General features: G+C 68.1%; 17 protein-coding genes and 1 pseudogene. 7 read left to right on the plus strand and 11 right to left on the minus strand.

The window, feature by feature from the left end; genetic code table 11:
* Positions 1–512 precede the first annotated feature (512 nt).
* Complete coding sequence (gene ppk2, locus ACGFIS_RS13165) at positions 513–1,316, minus strand: polyphosphate kinase 2 (protein ID WP_392911487.1); 804 nt, start codon at positions 1,314–1,316, stop codon at positions 513–515.
* A gap of 118 nt (positions 1,317–1,434) precedes the next feature.
* Between ppk2 and ACGFIS_RS13170 the strand changes: the two are divergent.
* A pseudogene (locus tag ACGFIS_RS13170) lies at positions 1,435–1,632 on the plus strand (transposase family protein); the annotation flags it as partial.
* 125 nt (positions 1,633–1,757) lie between these two features.
* Here the strand turns inward: ACGFIS_RS13170 and ACGFIS_RS13175 are convergent.
* A complete protein-coding gene (locus tag ACGFIS_RS13175) occupies positions 1,758–2,450 on the minus strand; it encodes a hypothetical protein (RefSeq protein WP_392970792.1) in 693 nt (230 codons plus the stop codon).
* 467 nt (positions 2,451–2,917) lie between these two features.
* Here ACGFIS_RS13175 and ACGFIS_RS13180 point away from each other — a divergent pair, with 467 nt between their 5' ends.
* The gene (locus ACGFIS_RS13180) at positions 2,918–3,997 is read left to right on the plus strand and encodes a DUF3500 domain-containing protein (RefSeq protein WP_392970795.1); all 1,080 of its coding nucleotides are present in this window, start codon (positions 2,918–2,920) and stop codon (positions 3,995–3,997) included.
* Positions 3,998–4,101: 104 nt separating this feature from the next.
* Here the strand turns inward: ACGFIS_RS13180 and ACGFIS_RS13185 are convergent, their stop codons facing one another.
* The 3 genes from ACGFIS_RS13185 to ACGFIS_RS13195 form a co-directional block, all read right to left on the minus strand.
* Positions 4,102–4,341, minus strand: a complete 240-nt coding sequence (locus ACGFIS_RS13185; protein WP_392911493.1) for a hypothetical protein — start codon at positions 4,339–4,341, stop codon at positions 4,102–4,104.
* Positions 4,342–4,369: 28 nt separating this feature from the next.
* Complete coding sequence (locus ACGFIS_RS13190) at positions 4,370–4,624, minus strand: hypothetical protein (RefSeq protein WP_392970798.1); 255 nt, start codon at positions 4,622–4,624, stop codon at positions 4,370–4,372.
* 307 nt (positions 4,625–4,931) lie between these two features.
* Positions 4,932–5,222, minus strand: a complete 291-nt coding sequence (locus tag ACGFIS_RS13195) for a hypothetical protein (RefSeq protein ID WP_392911497.1) — start codon at positions 5,220–5,222, stop codon at positions 4,932–4,934.
* A 69-nt stretch (positions 5,223–5,291) separates the two neighbouring features.
* On the opposite strand from ACGFIS_RS13195, the gene ACGFIS_RS13200 reads away from it, so the two are divergent.
* Positions 5,292–5,846, plus strand: a complete 555-nt coding sequence (locus ACGFIS_RS13200; protein WP_392911499.1) for a HEAT repeat domain-containing protein — start codon at positions 5,292–5,294, stop codon at positions 5,844–5,846.
* Here the strand turns inward: ACGFIS_RS13200 and ACGFIS_RS13205 are convergent.
* Positions 5,761–6,606: an NAD(P)H-binding protein gene (locus ACGFIS_RS13205; protein WP_392970801.1), complete on the minus strand. Its 846-nt coding sequence runs from the start codon at positions 6,604–6,606 to the stop codon at positions 5,761–5,763. The genes ACGFIS_RS13200 and ACGFIS_RS13205 overlap by 86 nt on opposite strands.
* Positions 6,607–6,725: 119 nt before the next feature.
* Between ACGFIS_RS13205 and ACGFIS_RS13210 the strand changes: the two genes are divergently transcribed.
* On the plus strand, positions 6,726–7,118 hold the full coding sequence (locus tag ACGFIS_RS13210) for a winged helix-turn-helix transcriptional regulator (protein WP_392911503.1): 393 nt from the start codon (positions 6,726–6,728) through the stop codon (positions 7,116–7,118).
* Positions 7,119–7,185: 67 nt separating this feature from the next.
* On the opposite strand, the gene ACGFIS_RS13215 is transcribed toward ACGFIS_RS13210, so the two are convergent.
* On the minus strand, positions 7,186–7,497 hold the full coding sequence (locus ACGFIS_RS13215; RefSeq protein WP_392911505.1) for a hypothetical protein: 312 nt from the start codon (positions 7,495–7,497) through the stop codon (positions 7,186–7,188).
* A gap of 372 nt (positions 7,498–7,869) precedes the next feature.
* Between ACGFIS_RS13215 and ACGFIS_RS13220 the strand changes: the two genes are divergently transcribed.
* The 3 genes from ACGFIS_RS13220 to ACGFIS_RS13230 all read left to right on the plus strand — a co-directional run bounded on the left by ACGFIS_RS13220 (position 7,870) and on the right by ACGFIS_RS13230 (position 10,566).
* The gene (locus ACGFIS_RS13220; protein ID WP_392911507.1) at positions 7,870–8,061 is read left to right on the plus strand and encodes a hypothetical protein; all 192 of its coding nucleotides are present in this window, start codon (positions 7,870–7,872) and stop codon (positions 8,059–8,061) included.
* Positions 8,062–8,107: 46 nt separating this feature from the next.
* Positions 8,108–10,060, plus strand: a complete 1,953-nt coding sequence (locus ACGFIS_RS13225; RefSeq protein ID WP_392970804.1) for a DNA/RNA non-specific endonuclease — start codon at positions 8,108–8,110, stop codon at positions 10,058–10,060.
* Between the two features lie 218 nt (positions 10,061–10,278).
* Positions 10,279–10,566 (plus strand): NAD-dependent epimerase/dehydratase family protein, encoded by a 288-nt coding sequence (locus ACGFIS_RS13230; RefSeq protein WP_392970807.1) that lies wholly within the window; start codon positions 10,279–10,281, stop codon positions 10,564–10,566.
* Positions 10,567–10,640: 74 nt separating this feature from the next.
* Here ACGFIS_RS13230 and ACGFIS_RS13235 read toward each other — a convergent pair whose 3' ends face one another.
* The 4 genes from ACGFIS_RS13235 to ACGFIS_RS13250 all read right to left on the minus strand — a co-directional run bounded on the left by ACGFIS_RS13235 (position 10,641) and on the right by ACGFIS_RS13250 (position 16,154).
* Positions 10,641–11,594 (minus strand): sigma-70 family RNA polymerase sigma factor, encoded by a 954-nt coding sequence (locus ACGFIS_RS13235; RefSeq protein WP_392911513.1) that lies wholly within the window; start codon positions 11,592–11,594, stop codon positions 10,641–10,643.
* Positions 11,595–11,612: 18 nt separating this feature from the next.
* Entirely contained in the window at positions 11,613–12,845 is a 1,233-nt protein-coding gene (locus ACGFIS_RS13240; RefSeq protein WP_392970810.1) for an NAD(P)/FAD-dependent oxidoreductase, read from the minus strand.
* A gap of 113 nt (positions 12,846–12,958) precedes the next feature.
* Complete coding sequence (locus ACGFIS_RS13245; RefSeq protein WP_392911517.1) at positions 12,959–14,590, minus strand: glycoside hydrolase family 27 protein; 1,632 nt, start codon at positions 14,588–14,590, stop codon at positions 12,959–12,961.
* Between the two features lie 172 nt (positions 14,591–14,762).
* Positions 14,763–16,154 carry a non-reducing end alpha-L-arabinofuranosidase family hydrolase gene (locus ACGFIS_RS13250; protein WP_392971248.1) on the minus strand — a complete coding sequence of 464 codons (1,392 nt, stop codon included), beginning with the start codon at positions 16,152–16,154 and terminating at the stop codon, positions 14,763–14,765.
* Positions 16,155–16,525 lie beyond the last annotated feature (371 nt).

A 16,525-nucleotide genomic window follows, 5' to 3' on the forward strand; every position in this document is an offset into this window, starting at 1 on the left:
CGGGCCATCAGCATGCTCCGACACCGAAAACCCGCTCCCGGGGACGCTCGTCACGCCGTTCAGGCAGACGCTTCAGCAGCGTGAAAGATCGAGGCTTACGGGCGGAACGCCTTGCATCCCCCTTGCGAGCATTGACGGTCTTCGCACTCACTGAGGAGGCTTCGCCCGCCCCCGCCCCCGCGCCCGCGGCGCCGCCGGCGACTCCGCCACTTCCCACCATCATGATCGCGGCCAATCCGGCTGCGATGGCCTTTCCCCCGCCACCGTCATCGATCGGAATCCGCCGACCGTTCTTCGTGATCCAGCGCTCTGCCATAACCGCCCCCCGAACTCCATCGGTCGGATCCCAGTAAGGCTAGAGCAGGCCACAGAAGATTCCTGGTGGTCTCCCCACGACGTCCGGATCCGGACGTGGCGTCCCAGAGACGAACCGGAAGCGCAGATCATCTTTACGGACATCTGCACGGAAGCCCGACACCGAGATCTTCAGCGAGTGGGCACCGGGAAGCCCGTCAGCCTCGGAGAGTCGCCGCGTGGTCCGGGACGTGGGTCTGCGCGCCTCGCGGGGGCCGCTCGTAGCCCTTGGAAGGCGGGCGTTCGGGGAGCTGGAGCGGCGGATGCTCCACCTCGTGGTAGGGAATGCTCGACAGCAAATGGGAAATCATGTTGATGCGGGCCCGGCGCTTGTCGTCGCTTTCGACCTCGAACCAGGGCGCCTCGGGGATATTGGTGTGGACGAACATCTCGTCCTTGGCGCGCGAGTACTCCTCCCAACGCGATATCGACTCCAAGTCCATGGCGGACAGTTTCCATCGCCGCATGGGATCTTCGAGCCGTTTGCGGAAGCGGCGTTCCTGCTCGGCGTCGCTGACGGAGAACCAGTACTTGCGCAGCAGGATGCCGTCCTCGACGAGCATGCGCTCGAAGGTCGGGCACTGGTGCAGGAAGCGTCTGTACTCCTGGTCGGTGCAGAAGCCCATGACCCGTTCGACGCCCGCGCGGTTGTACCAGGACCGGTCGAAAAGGACGATCTCCCCGGCCGCGGGCAGGTGTTCGACGTACCGCTGGAAGTACCACTGGGTTCGCTGCCGCTCGGTGGGCGTCGGGAGCGCGACGATGCGGGCGACGCGGGGATTGAGGTACTCGGTGACGCGTTTGATGGTGCCGCCCTTGCCGGAGGCGTCCCGTCCTTCGAACACCACGGCGATGCGCACCCCCTCGGCGTGTGCCCAGTCCTGCATGAGCATCAGCTGCTCCTGCAGCCGGAGAAGTTCACGCTCGTAGATCCGCCGGGGCAACCGCCGGGATGAGCCCATACCGCCTCCATAAATCGAACATGCGCGCCTCCGCCTCAGTCTGGCGGATGCGCCACCCCATCCCGTGTCGGGCCTGGGTCTTCGCACTCGGCGTCGTGGTCGCGGTGGGCCAGGGCGCGGACAACATCACCGCCACGGCATGAACCTCCAGGTCATCGCCGCACCGGACGGGACCTTGCTGTGGGTATCGGGACCGCTGCGCGGCTCGGTCCACGACCTGGCCGCAGCCCGGATCTGGGGCATCATCCGGGAACTGGCAGCCAACAAGGGCTGCGCCAGGGTCGCCCTGTGGAACTGGCGCGGCGACGGTGGCTTCCTCGTCATCCATGACGAGCAGGAAGCGTTGCACGCGACGTCGCGCTGGCGGTGGGCTGGCAAGTGCTTGCCGTCAACCTGCCCGCACGACTGGACGACCGGTACCGGGCCGGTAGGCCGCGCGGCTCACATGCGGGCGTCGAAGCGCCTGCGAAGCGGCTCGTAATCGTGTCCGGGAAAGATTTCCGGAAGGACGGCGAGACAGTGCTCCAAAGCCGCGACGACGCTGGGCGTCACCTCGCGCCGCAGGTTGACGTCGGCGAAAAGGTACTGCCACCCGGGGGCGCCCACGGTGAGCAGTACCGCGTCGAGGTAGCCGGCGTAGTCGACGTCCAACTGTTCGAGCCGGTGACCGCCATCGCAGTACCAGATCTTCCTGTCCGCTCGGAGGGACAGCGGGCGCGCGTGGGGTACGGAGATCGCAGTGACCGACCCCGTCCCGCTGCGCGGCTCGTAGTCGATGGTGTAGAGGTCCGCCACTATGGCGTGCTCCTCGGGAGGCAGCGCCCCCTCGTCGGGACCCCACTCGCCCGCCGCCCATTCAGTGATGTTCTGCAGGCAGACTTCTCCGGTGCACGTGCTGTCGGCTGTCAGCCGCCACGCGACGTGAAGTTGCTTGGACGTGAAGTACAGGCGGCGGAAGGCCTCATCCAGGTGAAGGTCGTAGTCCGCGGCCAACCCCGCGAACACGACGTCGGCCGCGGCCCCGTCCAGCACGTCCTCACCGGACTTTTCATGGTCGATAGAGACGAGCGGGCTTGCCGCCAGCTGCTCAACGACGCGGACATAGCGTTCCTGGAACGGTGCGGAGCCGTTCATCATCCTCCTCGTATGGTCGAAGATCGCGATCTCTCTGGATCGGCAGGGCGTGCGACACGAGACAGCCGCCCGATGACTTGGTATGTGAGGACCAATGATTGTGGGGCGCTGCCGCCGCAATCGTAGAGACCGAGGCCGCCGGCGGTCACCTCGACGACCTGATCACGATCTCGGGCTGTCGTCAGAGTGAATCGCCTGAAGGTTTCGGAGCAAGTCTTTCGCAACTCCTGGTGCGCCGCGAAAGTCACAGCGCGCATGGGACCTTTGGAACAACGTTGTGGCGGTTGCGGTCCACGGAGGTGGTGTAGGAGGTTGACCTGGTCGAGGCGTGGCGCGTGACGTGAGACGGCCATCGCGACGATGCTCGAGCCTTTGCGACCGCTGCACATACTCACCTCTCGGACGATGCCGAGCGCTGGACAGGGCTCTGGGGGTTTGTGCAGACTTCGAGACCGAGGATGGACACAGTGAATGAACTGCCGCTGACTGCTCCCGAGACCGCGAGCGCGATGGCCGGCGCTGCAGCCGACTTCCTTGCGGCGCTGACCGAAGTGCAGCGGGACAAAGTCGGTTTCGACTTCGCCGATGAGGCTCAGCGGCGCGACTGGTCGTTCCTGCCCGCCAGGCAACGCGACGGCTTGCCGCTCGGCGCGCTCGACGAGGCGCAACGCAAGCTGGCGCACGAGTTGATCGTGGCCGGTACCAGCATGCCCGGCTACGCCAAGGTCGTCTCGGTGATCGCCATGGAGCATGTACTCCACGCGCTGGCTGCGCTGCAAAGCCCGGCGAGCGCGGAGCTGTTCGACCCGGGACGGTACTGCTTCAAGGTGTTCGGCCGCCCCGGCGACACCGGCGCGTGGGGGTGGCAGCTCGCCGGGCACCACGTCTCGCTCAACTTGACCGTGGTAGACGGACGTTATGTGTCTCCCACCCCGTCCCTGCTCGGTTCGCAGCCGGCGACCTTCGGCACACTCTCCCCGCTCACCGATGACGAGGAAGCCGGCTACCGGTTCGTCAACTCCCTCGACCCTGACCAACGCGCCTCCGCGATCATCCACCATCGACCGCCGCCGGATCTGGCGACCCGCATCACACCCAAGATCGGTCACCTTGAGCGGCCGGATCCGGTGTTCGCGCCAGAACCCGACTACGTGCTCGACGAGGCCGAGCGCGACATCCTCAGCTACGTTCGCGACGCCCCCAAAGGGCTGCCCGGAAACGCGCTGCGCGAGCACCAGCTCAGCGCCCTGTTCGCCATCGTCGAAGCGTTCGCCGGGCGGCTGCCATCGGACGTGGCGGCAGCGCAGCTCCGCAACATTGAGCACGCCGGCCTGCAGAACCTGGTATTCGCCTGGGCCGGCGGCACCTCACCCGGAGACCGGCACTACTTCCGAATCCAAGGACCGGTCCTGCTGATCGAACACTACAATTCTCAAAACAATGGCGCCCACATCCACTCGGTCTGGCGCAACCCCGCCGACGACTTCGGCGACGACGTTCTGGCCGAGCACTACCGCCAGCACCACACGACCCAGCAGGACCACTGACCACCGTCCATCCCCGCGACCCGACTCTGCGAACATCCTCTACTGCCGCGGAGAGCATGCTGGCGTTGATGTCTGTGATGGCGTTCACCGGCGCGGTTGGGCGGTCAGGTGCGGCGGTCGGGGTCGAATCGGTCCGCGAGTTCTGTCGGTACCGAAGACCGGCGCTGCTCACGCTCGGCAGCCGTTGGGTCGGATCGGGTCGATAGCCGGTCACCGGCGAGCGCGGCCTGGGCGGCCAGCATCCGCAGCCGCGGCCCAAGTCGGGCGAGCCCCTCGTCCGGCCGCACAGCGCGGGACAGTAGGTGCACGACCTCCGGGTCCTCGTTCTCCAACGCCCTCGTCACCGTGCTCGCATCGACCGACGCGCCACGGTCAAGAAGAGTCCAGGCAAGGTCCACATCGACGGCGTGCGCGCCGACCGACCCGCAAGGAGTTCTCGACCGGAACACCTTGTTCGAGCAGCCACGCGATGACCTCGAAGGCCCGATGGAGCAGGGCCACCTCCAGCGGACTCAGCCCGCTGCGAATCTCCTCCGCCGGGTCGCAGCCCATCGCCACCAGCCGCGCGAGCAGCACCACATCGTTATCGGCCGCCGCCCGTTCCAGGGCCAGACGCCGGAGCAACAATGGAGGGCTTCGTACATATTGAAGGGAGCCATGGCGGATCAAGGCGGCTGCGGCGATCCCAACGATCCAGGTATTCGGCAGAGTGAATCGGTCGTACCTCAGGTTCAGCAGGTCTCTGAGCGTTGGGAGATCCACTCTGAACGGAGGGCAGATCCGTCAGGACGCGCGAACACCACCCGAGCCTTTCGCAGGCGGCCTGTGCCAGATGGAGCGGCGGCAGCTAGATGAGGCCCAGTGCGGCGGGCAGGTCCAGGGCCGTTGGTCGCCGGCTCCATGAGGGTCTTGGCGAGCACTCGTTCGAGCTCGGTCATGGGCCTGCCTCATGGCTGGGGGGTGTTGCGGGTGGTGATTCGTTCATGGTGGCAGTCTGGGCAGCGCTGCTGGTCACGGTGTCGATGGCCACTCGTAGCGGTGTTTCCGCCCAGCCGAGCAGGGCCTTCGTGATCGCGATCGCGGCGATCGTGCCCATGCCCCGCTCGGCCAAGAGGGTTTGAACGGCCTCCATCCCTTCGTTCGCCAGCACGGGACGGCACTCCTCGACCAGCGCGGTCCAACGCGCCGCTTGCTCGGCCGACAGCCCGTTGACGTTGTCGAACATTGCTCGTCCTCCCCGGTCACTGACCACGTTCTCCGACGCCCATGTGCGTACAGCCGCCGTCGCCGCGCTGTGGGCATCGTCGGTGACCCGGACGAAGTCATGCAGCCGTTGCTCGACCTGCTCGACGACTCCATCCCGTTCCGGATCAACGAGGCGGCCGACGTACTCGCCGACATCAACCCTCCCGCGCGAGAAGCGCTGCCTCGCCTCCGGAACCTGCTGACCCACAGCTACGAATGGGTCCGCGTCCCCTGCGCGGCCGCGCTCTGGGAAATCGGCGGCGACGCCGAGGCGCCGGCCGTGCTGGACACGCTCCTCCAAGCCTGGGAACAGAACCCTTCGACCGCCAACCATGTCGTTGCATGCCTGGACCGCATGGGACCCGCCGCACGACCCGCCCTGCCCCGACTCCGCTCCGAACTGCACCACACCCAGCGTCGCGGCAGATACGACAGCATCGACGACGACGAAGAACTGCAGGAGATCAGCCGCACCCTCATCGAAACGACTGACCGCAAACTGACATCGAGTGTGCTGATCAGCGGAAGACGGCGACGTTGGCACGAGCCCAGTCGGCATACGTGCGGGGTGCTCGGCCCAGCACCTTCTCGACATCTGGGCTGACCCTCTGCTCGGCCGGGGTGGGCGCGCCCAAGACGGCCAGGGTCGTCTCCACTACGTCCGCCGGCATGAAGTTCAGCATCTGGGCCCGCGCCTGGTCGCGGGTTTGCTCCACGAACCGGATCGGCTCGCCCAGCGCAGCGCCGATCGCCTCGGCCTGCTCCCGGGGCGTCACCGGGGCGGGGCCGGTCAGCTCGTAGATCCGCCCGTCGTGGCCGTCCTCCCGCAGCGCCGCGGCCGCCACACCGGCGATGTCGCCCGGGTCGATGGCCGGAAGCCCGACGTCGGCGAACGGCGCGGCGACGGTCCGCTCGGCACGCACCGACGCAGCCCAGGCGTAGGAGTTGGAGTCGAAGTTGCCGGGCCGCAGGATCGTCCAATCCACGCCCGACCCTCGCACGGCCTCCTCGATGGACAATCCCAGCACTCCGTGCGAGGCCGACTCCGGCCGGGTCGCCACCCCCAGCGAGGACAGCAGCACCACCCGCTCGACACCGCCGGCCTTGGCCACATCGAGGATGTCGCCGACGTTCAGGGTGTGAGCACTGGCACCGCCGTTCTGCAGGAACAGGGCGTCGGCGCCGTCGAACACCGGGCGCAGGCTCTCGGTGTCGGCCAAGTCCGCTCGGCGGAACTCGACACCCTCGGGCACGTCCGCCTCCGCGATGTTGCGGGACGTGGCGGTCACCTTCTCGCCCGCCGCCGCGAGCGCCCGCACGAGCGCGCCGCCGACGTTCCCGGTCGCTCCGGCCACCATGATCATGTCGTTCTCCTGTCGTCTTCCGGCCGCCCGGGACGGGCGGTCCGTTGCTGGACGCAGGCGACGCTAACATCCTGAATATAGTAGGTACCTAGAGGAAAGTGACTACCTTAGGGAGCCCCATGGCCGACACGGCGTGGAACCCGGAGACCGCCGCAGCCGGCCCGGAGCAGGCGTGCCCGATCGCCCCGGTGGTCGACATCGTGTTCAGCCGGTGGACCACCCCCATCCTGTGGACGCTCCACCAGCACGGCCGGCAGCGCTTCGTCGAGCTGCAGCGGCGGATCGCCACCATCACCCCGAAGGTGCTGACCCAGCGCCTGCGGCAGCTCGAACGCGACGGCCTGGTCGTCCGCACCTACCACCCCGAGGTTCCGCCCCGGGTCGAGTACGAGATCAGCGACCTCGGCCGCAGCCTCGCCCCGCTGTTCGCTCACCTCGCCGATTGGGCCGCCGCCAACCTCGACCAGGTCGATCAGGCCCGGCGCGACTACGACGACACCTTGGCCGGCTAGAGCCGGCAGAACGCGGAAACGTGCAAACGGTCACCGTCGGCCAAGGCCGCCACAGCCAGTGGAACCGTCAAATCGAGTTCGCCGTGCTGGATACCGAGGAACTGGCCCCGTGGCTCGGCGACCACATGCCCACCCGGCTCGGCCTGCTCAACGTCTTCAGCGCGGTCGGAAGCGTTTCCGAGGAATGCGCCATCGTCTGTGCAGACCCGGCGCGCGCCGTGGAGGTGCCGGTGCCGCCGTCGGCGCACACCTTGAGCATGGTCGGGCTACACGCCACACCGATCATGACCCTGCCGGCGGTTTCGGGTGAATCGACACCGGCGACCCGGTCCTGGAGACCTTCGACTACCGCGCCGAACCCGACTTCGACGAAGACCACTGGGAGTCTCCGGTCGAACAATTCGTGCAGGGCCCGCTCCGCCAGGAGTGGGACTTCTTCTGTCAGAACAAGCAGGGTTTCACCCTCGGGGACAGCCAGGCATTCGGCTGGCCCTACATCGACAGCTCGGTCGGCATGAGGGCGGAGGGGTACGCACACCTGCTCACACTCTCGGGTGACCTGTGGGATGACAACGGATTCGAGCGCGTGATCAGGTTATGACGGCTATTTGAATCAACGAGATCGCCTGACATTCTCATGGGGAAGTCTCGTCGCTTTTTGATCACGGCGTTGCCGCTACAAGGTCTGGTGCAACCAGATCGCCGGAGAGCCGAACGCGTTCCGTTCGCGCCATCCGTTACCCCCGGCGCGATGGACGAGGTCACCCACTGGTTCGCCGGGGGCCGGGCGGAGCAGGCGCTGCCGCCGGTCATGGCCGCGGCGATCTTGCTGTGCGGCTCCCTGATGACCCCTCTCGCGCGTCGTCTTCGTCAAACGTTTCCAGGTGCGGGTAAAGAGGACAATCCCGGGCTAGCGAAATCCGGTGAAAGGCGAGGAAATTAGGAGAAGTGGGTGGTTCACGGATATTCAATGACCCGGGGGAATTGGAATGGGGTTCTATGAGCGGGAACAGGAGGGCCAGCGGGAGTCGGCGGCGCGCCGGGTGGCCGAGCGCGTTCCGGAGCGGCGGGAGCACCTGACCGTTCTGGCCTCGCCCGGCGGCGTGGCGGAGGCCGATACGGCCGAGCGGGTCGCCAAGCGGGTCGACAGGCTCAGCCGGTTCTACGGCGACGGCTCCCTGCTCGAACCCGGGGTCGCGGAGCCCGCCGCGCGACTGGAGAAGATTATCTATACGGTCGACTACGTGGGCGTCCGCTATCTGGACGCCGGGGTGGCGGCGGCGCGCACCGTCGGCCGGGTGAACATCCGCGACGAGGGCGGCCGCACGGTCGGGTACGGGACGGGCTCGATGGTGTCCCCGTCCCTGTTCCTGACCAACCACCACGTGCTGCCCGACGCCTCTACGGCCCGTACCAGCATGGTCGAGTTCAACTACCAGGACGGCGTCGATGGACGGCCGCTGGCCGTCGTGGCGTACCCGCTCGATCCGGACCGGTTCTTCCTCGCCGACATCGATCTCGACTTCGCCATCGCGGCGGTCGGCGCCCCGGCCGCCGAGCTGGCGGCGTTCGGCCACAACCGGCTGATCGAGACCGAGGGGAAGGCGATCATCGGGGAGTTCGTCACGATCGTCCAGCACCCGCGCGGGGACAGGAAGCAGGTCGCGCTGCGCGAGAACCGGATCGTCGACATCCCCGAGCGGTTCCTGCACTACGCGGCCGACACCGAGCCCGGGTCGTCCGGGTCGCCGGTTTTCAACGACCAGTGGGAGGTCGTCGCCCTGCACCACGCGAGCGTGCCGGTGACCGATCCGGAGGAGACCGGCGGGTTCGTCAACGAAGGAATCCGCATCAGCCGGATCTGCCGGACGGTGCGGGAAACGTCGCTTCCCGAGGCGCAGCGGGCGCTCGTCGACGAGTTGTTCGCTCCGCCGGGGAGCGAGCGCACGGTGCCTCCCCAGGACTCGCCGGTCGGCCCGCCTCCGGTCTCGCGCGCGGCGTCGCGGGCGCTGTCCGCCGTCCCCGCGGCGCAGACGCGCGAAGGGATGGTCACGATCCCGATGGAGGTCACGGTACGGCTCGCGGACGGGCGGTCGGCCGAGGCCGCGGGCGAACCCGGGGCGATCGACCCCGACTACAGCGCCCGCGAAGGGTACGATCCCGCGTTCCTGGCCCGTCCGCTGCCGATGCCCGTACTGCCGCCCGACCTGGCCGCCGTCGCGTCGGCCGAACTGCGCTATCACCACTTCAGCGTCGTCATGCACCGGCGGCGGGCGCTCGCGCTGTTCACCGCATGCAACATCGACGGCCGCAGCGCGCGGCGCCCCCGGCGCGAGGGGGACCGCTGGCTCTTCGACCCGCGGCTGCCCGCCGGAGAGCAGACCGGCGAGGACGTCTACCGCGCCAACGACCTGGACCGCGGCCATCTGGTGCGCCGGATCGACCCCGCCTGGGGGACGGACGCCATCGCCAAGGCCGCCAACGACGACACCTTCCACTTCACCAACGCCACCCCGCAGCACCACGCGTTCAACGCCGGCCAGACGCTGTGGCTAGGGCTGGAGGACTACGTCCTGAACAACGCCGACAACCATGACCTGGCGGTCAGCGTGTTCACCGGGCCGGTGCTGGCCGACGACGACGACGTCTACCGCGGCGTCCGCCTGCCCCGCCAGTTCTGGAAGATCGTCGCGATGGCCGACGCGTCCGGCCGGCTCTCGGCGACCGGGTACCTGCTCAGCCAGGCGGTCCTGATCGACGATCTGGCCGGCGAGGAGGCCTTCTCCTACGGCGCGTACAAGACGTTCCAGGTGCCGGTCCGCAGGATCGGCGAACTCACCGGCCTCAACGTCGACCCGCACGTCCGGGCCGATCCGCTGGAGCGGCTGGAGACGGTCCCGGCGCCCCGCGAGATCGTCCGCCCCGAGGACCTGATCCTCTGACAGCGGACGTCCGGCGCGAGCGTGTCGTGCACCCGCGAGACCTTTTTGGGAGGTCTAGTCGTCTGCGGGGAGTACGAGCTTCTGCAAGGAGGTTCCCCCATGGCGCGTTGTTCTTTGCCGCTCCCGAACTCGTCCATGCCGCCGTCCGCGGAACCGAACCGGATCTGTCCACGCTTGCCGGACCCGCGCACGCGGAGGATTCGATCGACCTGTGCTAGGTGAAGGACACCGCTCGGGCGATCGCGCTCCTCCAACTCGCGGACCGGCTCAACCACCGCACCTACAACGTCGCGTCCGGCCGCGCGACGACCAACGCCGAGATCATCGCCGCGATCGGGCAGGTGGTGCCGGGTGCCAGGGCCGAGCTGCCCACCGGCGGGGACGGACGGCAGAACTACCTCGACATCACCCGGCTCCAGCAGGACACCGGCTACAAGCCCGAACACGACACCCAACGCGCAGTCGCCGACTACATCGCCTGGCTGCGCGCGGGCAACGAGCACTGAGCATCCATCCGGGCACCGAGCATCCGGGGACTAGCGAGGCACGGGTGCGCCTTGCCCTACCCCAGGCGGAGGGCTCACCATTCGGGGATGAGCGGCGTGTCCGGTTGGTGTTGCCGCCAGGCTTCGGTGAGGCGGGCGAGGCGGGGCGGGGCGGCGATGCCGCGCACGGTCGCGATCTTGCCGTTGGCGAGGTCGAACGTCACGGTGCCGATGACCCGGTCGTCGACCACGAAGACGAGGGCGGGGGCGCCGTTGACGCGCGCGTAGTGGACGGCGGGCGTGCCGCCGGCGAATCGCCGTTTCGCGGGGGTGGGCTTGAAGCCGCCTCGTGCGAGGGCGGCGATGCGCTGCGGGGTGTCGGACAGCAGCAGCGTTTCGGTCAGGCCCGCGCCGTCGGAGATCGCGGTCGCGTCGTCGGTGAGCAGCGCCACGAGCCGTTCGGTGCGGCCCGATGAGGCGGCGGCGAGGAACTCCTCGACGATCTTGCGGGCGGATGCCGGGTCGGCTTCGCCGCCGCGGCGGCGCGCGGTAGTGATGCGGCGCCGGGCCCGGTGGAGGTGCTGCTGGCTCGCGGACTCGGTGATGTCCAGCAGCCCGCCGATCTCGGCGTGCTTGTAGGAGAACGTTTCGCTCAGGAGGTAGACCGCCCGCTCGATGGGCGACAGGCGCTCCATCAGGGTCAGCACGGCCAGGGAGACCGATTCGCGCTGCTCGAAAGTGTCCGCCGGGCCGAGCAGCGGGTCACCGTCGAGGAGCGGTTCGGGCATCCAGGCGCCGACGGTGCGTTCCCGGCGGGCCCGGGCCGAGCGGAGCCGGTCGAGGCACAGGTTGGTGACGACCTTGGTCAGCCATGCCTCCGGCACCTCGATCCGCTGCCGGTCGGCGGCCTGCCAGTGCAGGAACGCGTCCTGCACGGCGTCTTCGGCGTCGGCCGCCGACCCGAGGAGACGGTACGCCAGCGAGGCCAGCCGGTTCCGGCTGGCCTCGAACCGACCGGTGTCGAACCGATCGGCGGCGGCGCCGTCCACGCGAACCACTTTAGATGGCTACACAGCCGCCCTCTCGGCGGACGCATCCGGCGCGAAGGCCGCCTCGCCGGCGGACGCGGCCGCGGCGGCGGCCAGGCGGCGCTTGCGCTTGGGCAGGCCGAAGGTCGGGTGCGAAGTGGCCCACAGAGACGTCGTGACGATGCCCGCCTTGATTCGCGCGGCCTTCCAGCCACCCACGTGTTTCGGCTTCGCCGCCCCTTCGCCGTCGACCATCTGCACGATCCCGTCCCGCCGCCCGAGGCTGATGTGGTTGCCGTAGTAGAGCAGCTTCGTGTGGGGGACCTTGCGGCCGGTCAGGCGTCCGACGATCGCATGGATCGCCTGATTGCCGGTGTAGCCGGCCGAAGCGCAGGACATCGGCAGCGGCCGGCCGTTGTCGCCGAGGGAGTACGCGCTGTCGCCGATGGCGTAGACGTTCGGGTGTGAAACCGACTGCATGGTGCGGTCGACGACGATCTGCCCGTTGTCGGTGACCTCCAGCCCACTGGCGGCGGCGAGGGGGCCGACCTCGAACCCGGCCGTCCACACGGTGACGTCGGACGCGAGGACGGTGCCGTCGGCGCACAGCACCCGCGCCGCTTCGACCGCTTCGACGCGGGTGTGCTCCACGGTGGCGATGCCCAGCCGGTCGCAGGCCCGGCGCAGGTGGTCGCGGGCTCCGGCGGACAGCCGCGCGCCCAGCTCACCACGGGCGATCAGCGTCACCGACAGGCCGGGCCGGGCTTCGGCGATCTCGGTGGCGGTCTCGATGCCGGTCCACCCGTCGCCGACGACCAGCACACTCCCGCCGTCCCCCCGCCCGCCCAGGTCGTCCAGGCGCTCGCGCAGGCGCAGTGCCGAGGGCCGGCCGGCGACGTTGAAGGCGTGCTCGGCCACGCCGGGGACGCCCTGGTCGGCGACGTGGCTGCCGAGCGCGTAGAGAAGCGTGTCGTAGCCGACTTCGCCGCCGCCGTCGGCGTCGGCCACGGCGACGACCTGGCGTTCGAGGTCGACGGCGGTGACACGGGCCACGCGCAGCCGTATCCCCGTGCCCGCGAAGACGTCGGTGAGCTTGGGAACCCGGATCGTGCGGCCGGCCGCGAAATGGTGCAGCCGCAGCCGCTGGACGAATTCCGGTACGGCGTTGACCACGGTGATCTCGGTGTCCGCGGGGGACAGCCGGCGGGCCAGGACCCCGGCCGCGTAGGCCCCGGCATAGCCGGCGCCGAGGACGACGATGCGGTGCTTCATGTGTCGCTCCTGTCGGTTCGTTTGCTCCTTCGGTGACTTGAGCGGGACAGCGCCCCGATTGCTGACAGGAACCGCATGTGCCTTGGACCACAGAGCATCCACCGAGGGGACGGTCAGGGGCGGGTCCAGCGTTGGTTGGTGCCGCCGTGGCACGTCCAGATTTGGACGTAGACGCCGTTGGCCGTGGCGTTTCCGGGTACGTCCAGGCATTTGTTCGCGCCGACGGCGGTGATGCTTCCGTCGGAGTTGAGGCGCCATTTCTGGTTGTTCTGGCCGTTGCAGTCCCAGATGATCACGCTGGTCCCGTCGGCGGTGCCGTTGTCGTACACGTCGAGGCACTTGCTTCCGTAGACCCGCAGTTCACCGGCCGCCGTGGCGGTCCATTGCTGGTTGCTCTGGCCGTTGCAGTCCCAGATCTCGACCCGCGTTCCGTTGGCCTGGGACGCTTCGGTGACGTCGAGGCATCGTCCCGATCCCGCGCCCCGGATCTGGGACGCGGGGTTCGGGGTTCCGCCGCTGACCCTGAAGACGACGGTGCCGTGAGAGGGCACGCTCGCCGAGATGGCCCCGGTGGTCGTGGTGACGGCGTTCGTCCAGGCGTCGCGGAGGCTGAAGGAACTGCCGGACAGGCCGATCGCCGAGGCGGTGGTGCTGATCGTCGTCGTGCTGCCGCCCTGGTTGAACAGCGCGACCGCGACGTCGCCGTTGCTCAGCGGTTTGGCCAGGACGCGGCGGGTGCCGTCGTTGCTGATCTGGTTCGCCTGGCGGCCGAGAGAATCCTGGTCGATGGCGATCAGGTTCTGGTTCTTCAGGATCGCGGCGGTGGCGGCGTCCATGTTCCGCACGTCGTTCCCCGCGATCAGCGGCGCGGCCATGATGGTCCACAGGGCGAAATGGCTGCGCATCTCGGTGTCCGTCATGCCTCCGCGTCCGACCACCATCATGTCGGGGTCGTTGAACTGCCCCGGCTTGGCGTAGCCCGACAAGGGGACGTTGACGTTGACGATGTTCTGGATGCCCATCGGGTAGCCATTGGTCTGGCCGGAGTCCCAGACGTTGGTGATGTCCTCGGTCGTGCGCCAGATATTGGCGACGTCACCCCAGTTCCGCTGCGGGCCGGTCTTCTCGTGGATGCTGTTGGGGTTGATGCTGTAGAGGATCGGGCGGCCGGTGGCGGCCAGGGCGTCGCGCATCTTCGCGAAGGTGCGTACCTGGTCGTCGATGGTGCCGGTGGGTGAGCACCAGTCGTACTTGAGGTAGTCGACGCCCCAGGCGGCGAACTGCCGGGCGTCCTGGGCCTCGTGGCCGAGACTGCCGGTGGCACCCGGATAGGAGCCGAAGTACTGGGCGCAGGTGCGGTCCAGGGGCGCTTGGTAGAGACCGAACTTCAGGCCCCTGGCGTGCAGGTAGTCGCCGAGCGCCTTCATGCCGCTCGGGAATCTCGACGGGTTGGCCCTCAGGTTGCCGGACGAGTCGCGGTCGGGGTCGAACCAGCAGTCGTCGACCACGACGTACTGGTATCCGAGGTCGCGCATGCCGGAGTTCACGAGCGCGTCGGCGGTCTGGTGGATCAGTGTCTCGTCGATGTTGCAGCCGAACGTGTTCCAGGTGTTCCACCCCATCGGCGGGGTGCGGCCCACGCCGTTGTCCAGCGCCTGGGCCTGGGGAGCCGGGCCGAGCGCCACGGCCATTGCCGCGGCCGTGGCCACCGTCGCCAGTAGCGCGCGGATTCGTTTCCTTCTCATAGAGACCGCTCCGCAGTGATTCGAAGGCCGGTTCCGTGGGGGGCGTCCTGGTCCGCGGTGACCCGGGTGGGGGGGGGGGGGGGGGGGGGGGGCCGCCCCCCCCCCCCCCCCCCCCCCCCCCCCGGGCCCGCCACGCTGGGTCCGCAGTGGAGCCGGACCCGTGTCGCGTCGTTCAGCGCTGCAGTGTCAGCAGACCCGGCCGGTAGGGCAGGAGGCCGTAGTCGCCGCCGGAGTTGGGGCTGCGCCCCTGGTAGAGCAACTGCAGATTGCAGGGATCGACGGTGAAGGTCTGATCGGCGCCGGCGCGGATCAGTTCGCCATGGCTGATGTCGTTGGTCCAGGTGGCGCCGCTGTTGGCCTTGCCTGCGAAGGGGTTGCCCTCGGAAGCGGCCTGCGGTGTCCACGAACCGTTCAGGCTGGTGGCCGTGAACGAGCGGAAGTAGCGCCCCTGCGAACCGATCGCCTCGACGAGCATGAGGTAGCGGTTCTGGTCCTGGAGTTTGTACACCTGAACGCCTTCGAACAGGTTGTTGGTCGAATCGCTCATGATCACTGTTGAGGAGGAGCCGAAACTGCCCGGGAAGTTCCCGATCGGCATGCCGGCCCGGTAGATCTTGCCGTTGTCACCGGCGAAGAAGAGGTACATGTTCGTGCTGTCGCCGATGACCGTCTGGTCGATGGGTCCTGTCCCGGAGCCGCTGATGCTCCCGGAGAAGAGCACCTGCTCGGACGACCAGCCATTCGGGTTGGTGGGGTCGCTCGACGTCCGGTAGGAGAAGGCGGTTCCACCCCACTGGTAGGCGAGCACCCAGATGCTCCTCGGCGCGAAGTAGAAGAGCGTGGGAGCGACGGTGGAATTCGACATCGCGTTCTGGCTGGCCGAGCCCATCTCCGACCAGTTGCTGAACAGGCCGAAGTTCATCGAACCCCATCTCGTCCCCGTGTCGTGCGTGGTCGCGTAGACGAGATGCCTGCCGTTGTAGGGAGCGACGGTGAAGTCCTTGAGCGAGACCCAGCCCGACCTTGGCTGCGCGAGCGCGCCCGTTGACGTCCAGCGGTATGTCGACGGGAGATCGCACGACGTACCGGGGTCGTCGTCGCCGCCGACCTCGACGAGCTCCCACTGCTGGTTGCTCCCGCCCCAGTCGTCGTACTGGACGATGTTCGCGCCGTTGGCGGTGGAGCCGCCCTGGACTTCGAGGGCCTTGTTGCTGTGGCGCGAGATGAGCCTGACGTGGCCGTCCGAACTGTCGGCCAGCCGCCACTGCTGGTTGGTGCCGTTCAGGTCGGACCACTGGACGATCGATCCGCCGTTGGCGGTGGAGAAGTTGTAAACGTCCAGCACCTTGCCGGAGTGGCGGGACTTGATGCGGTAGTAACCGCCGCCGGAGTCGACGAACTGCCATTGCTGCTGGTTCTGGTCGTTCCTGGTCCACTGGGTGATGCGGGCGCCGTCGTTGGTCGCCAGGTTGTAGACGTCCAGGGCCTTGCCGCTGTTGCGGTTGACCAGGACGTACCACTTGTTCACATCCACTGCCGCGGCCTGGGCCGTTTGTGCGGTCATCACGGACAGGAGCACCGACAGCAGGAGCGATGCCAGCACTGCTGCACCGGTCCTCAACATGAACTTCTTCCCTTCGTCAGCGTGAGTGTTAGCGCTAACATTTCCAGCCGGGCGGGACCTTCTCTCCATCGGGGGGGATCGGGGGGTGGTGGTGGCCGGAGTAAATACGAGGCACACCGGCATCGTCAAGAGCCCCGGACCCTCGAAAAATTTCGAGCGACAAACCAGCTGCTAGGACGCGCACATCACGTCGGCGACCAGATTCGCGCGATGAAACATTTTGAAACTATTGACGAGATCTGCGCGGGCTCGCACACTGTGTCCGCGACGCCCCGGTGGTGTGTGCGTTTCCGTGATGGAGCGCGGCGTCT

This window comes from Spirillospora sp. NPDC048824 (assembly GCF_043198455.1).
In the GTDB taxonomy this organism is placed as follows: domain Bacteria; phylum Actinomycetota; class Actinomycetes; order Streptosporangiales; family Streptosporangiaceae; genus Spirillospora.